The sequence below is a fragment of the Curtobacterium flaccumfaciens genome (genome assembly GCF_051548005.1).
Classification (GTDB): Bacteria; Actinomycetota; Actinomycetes; order Actinomycetales; family Microbacteriaceae; genus Curtobacterium.
This window is the reverse complement of the sequence record NZ_JBPUGH010000243.1, coordinates 1-2,564: the sequence shown is the minus strand read 5'-3', so window position 1 is coordinate 2,564 and position 2,564 is coordinate 1. Positions and strand designations below refer to the sequence as shown.

Annotated in this window: 3 protein-coding genes and 1 pseudogene; 1 reads left to right on the top strand and 3 read right to left on the bottom strand. The window is 74.4% G+C overall.

Annotation, left to right across the window (positions count from 1 at the left end; translation table 11 throughout):
* The 3 genes and pseudogenes from ACSW7Y_RS16960 to ACSW7Y_RS16950 all read right to left on the bottom strand — a co-directional run.
* Positions 1-156 (bottom strand): annotated as a pseudogene (locus tag ACSW7Y_RS16960) (23S rRNA (adenine(2503)-C(2))-methyltransferase RlmN); the annotation flags it as partial.
* 74 nt (positions 157-230) lie between these two features.
* Complete coding sequence (locus ACSW7Y_RS16955) at positions 231-1,196, bottom strand: C40 family peptidase (RefSeq protein ID WP_438127396.1); 966 nt, start codon at positions 1,194-1,196, stop codon at positions 231-233.
* Positions 1,197-1,384: 188 nt separating this feature from the next.
* Entirely contained in the window at positions 1,385-2,101 is a 717-nt protein-coding gene (locus tag ACSW7Y_RS16950) for a pyridoxamine 5'-phosphate oxidase family protein (RefSeq protein WP_438127395.1), read from the bottom strand.
* A gap of 57 nt (positions 2,102-2,158) precedes the next feature.
* Here ACSW7Y_RS16950 and ACSW7Y_RS16945 point away from each other — a divergent pair.
* Positions 2,159-2,564: GntR family transcriptional regulator (locus ACSW7Y_RS16945; RefSeq protein WP_438127394.1), on the top strand; the 406-nt coding region annotated here is incomplete at its 3' end.

The window sequence follows — 2,564 nt, the reverse complement described above, 5'->3', positions numbered from 1 at the left end:
GAGGTGCACCGGCGGCTTGCCCCGCTTCGGCGACGCGAACTGCAGGAGCGGGCGACCCGCGGAGTCCTGCGCCTGGGTCCAGCCCTCGGTGCGCGGGCGCACCTGCGGACGAGCAGAACGCTGCTCTTCGAACGGGGTGCGGGTCTCGGAGGCCATCACTCCAGTTTACGGGAGGCGCGACACGACTGCAGGACGGGCGGTCCGGCCCGCCACGGGTCGCCTGGTGCTCGTCAGGCGCCGGCGGGCAGGAGGCGTGCGAAGTGGTGCGCGGCCGGGTACATCGGCACGATGTCGACGACCTCGCCCGGGTGCGGCGCCTGGAGGACGAGCCCCTGGCCCAGGTAGATGCCGACGTGGTCCTCGTTGTCGTAGACCACGAGGTCGCCGGGCTTCGCCTCGGACTCGGGGATGGTCGTCGCCGCGGCGTCCTGCGTCGGCACGTAGTGCACGAGCGGGATCCCCACGGCGGCGTACGCGACCATCGTCAGCCCCGAGCAGTCGATGCCGGAGTGGGAGGCGCCGCCCTCGACGTAGGGGTCCCCCAGGTACTGGAGCGCGGTCGCGAGGATCGTGGCGCGGTCACCGCCGGCGGAGAGCGCCGCCGAGATCGCCGACTCGGCCTGGGCCGTGGTGACACCGAACCGGGTCACGACGGTCGGGTACGAGACCACGGTGGTCGTGGTCGAGACGCCGTCGATCGCGGTGACGGGCACCTCGACGTCGTGCGCCACGGTGTAGGTCTGCAGCTCGGCGGTCGGGACGCCGGCCAGTGCGGTCTGCGAGGTCGTCGTGCCCGAGTGCGCCTCGGTCGACGGGGTCGCGGCGTTCGCGGGGACGGCGAGTGTCAGGCTCGAGGTCACGGCGAGCGCCGGTGCGAGGAGGATCGCGGCGCGCTTGGCGTTCGCGGCGCGGCGGACGTGCCGGGGGTCGAGGGCACGCTCGGCCTCGAGCGACGCCGTGCGGGAGAGCACGGCGGAACCGGCGGCGGCCACGGGCACGGGACGCATCGCGACGACGCGGGTCCGCTTCGTCGGTTCCACGAAGGTCGATCGAGCAGCGGCGGGGCCGAGGGCCGAGCGACGACCGCGCGGACGGCGAAGGCCCGGGTCGCCGGTCGTGTGGGTGGGAGCGGCGGGTGCGGGCAGCGCCTCGGCGTGCTGGCTGTCGGCTGCTGCGAGCAGAGCGTGGCGTCCCATGGTTCCTTCCGTCGCGACCTCGGGAGAGGCGGCTCGGACCGCCCCTGGAGGGGTGGCCCGAGAAAGTAACGTATTGGTCACGGCGGATCCGGTTGCTGGGCAGTTCCGGCGTGTTCCTGCGGTTGATCACAGGAAGCGTCGCTCCTCGCAGCGTCCTCGGACGGGCCGCACGGCCCTGGACCCGGCCGTCAGTCGGCCGTGTGCCGCATGACGGCGGCGATCCGGGCCTCCCGGTCGGTCGCGAGACGCTCCAACCGCGACGCGACCTGCCGGACCGAGGCGTCCACCGGGCTGTCCCCCGAGATGTCCCCCGGGAGCGGAGCTCCGGCGCGGAGGGTGAGCGGCAGGACGCCGGCCCAGACGCTGTGGTCTTCCCCGTCGTCCGGCGCCTCCCCGACGCCGGCGGCACGGACCTTCACGCTGGCGCGGTCGAGCGGGAGCTGGAGGACCTGGGTCGCACGGACCTCCTTGGCGGTCATCTCGCGGACCTCCGCGCGGCGCCCGGGCATGAGGTGCTCGGAGACCTGCCACAGCGCCTCGGCCCGGAGGTCCGCGGGAACGACGGTCGCGCGGCCGACGATCATCGCGCTGCGGTAGTTCGCGGAGCTGTCGAACGTGCTGCGGGCGAACACGAGGCCGTCCACGTGCGTGACCGTCGCGGCGACCGGGACGCCCTCTGTGCCGGCGTCGAGGAAGAGTCCGCCGCCGGTCGATCCGTGGAGCAGCAGGACCGGCCCCTCGCCGAGGTCGCCGACGCCGCAGAGGAACGGGAGCACGATCGGGTGACCCTGGCGCACGAAGCCGACGTGCGCCACGAGGGCCTCGGCGAGCACGGCGTGCAGGGTCTCGGGGTCGGTGTGCTGACGGTCGCGGAGGCGGTGGACGGTGAGGGACGGACTGCTCATGCGACAACGCTAGGGTCGCCACTGGACCATTGCCTGGTCCAGATCGAGGGTGACGGAGTGGACCAGTCGGCGGGCAAGGTCGCGACGGTCGTCGCGCGCGTGCGGGACCTGGTGGACCGCGGAGTCCTGGGCGACGGGGACCGGGTGCCCTCGACCCGGGTGATGGCGGCGGAGCTCGGGGTCGCACGTGGAACGGTCGTCGCGGCGTACGAGCAGCTCGACGGCGAGGGGTGGATCCGGACGAGGCCCGGCGCAGCGGCGGTGGTGGTGGCCGGGCGGTCCGAGCAGCTGCTGAAGGACTCGACGCTGAGCCGGGTCGACCGCCCGGCTCCGCCCGACGCGGCGGCACCGCCCGACTCCGCGACGCGTGCCGACCACGCGCAGGTGCGGGGCGCAACGGACGGGGCACCGGCCGCGGCCGGCTTGGCTCGGCTCGACGGTGGCGCGGCGTCCGGGCCTCGGG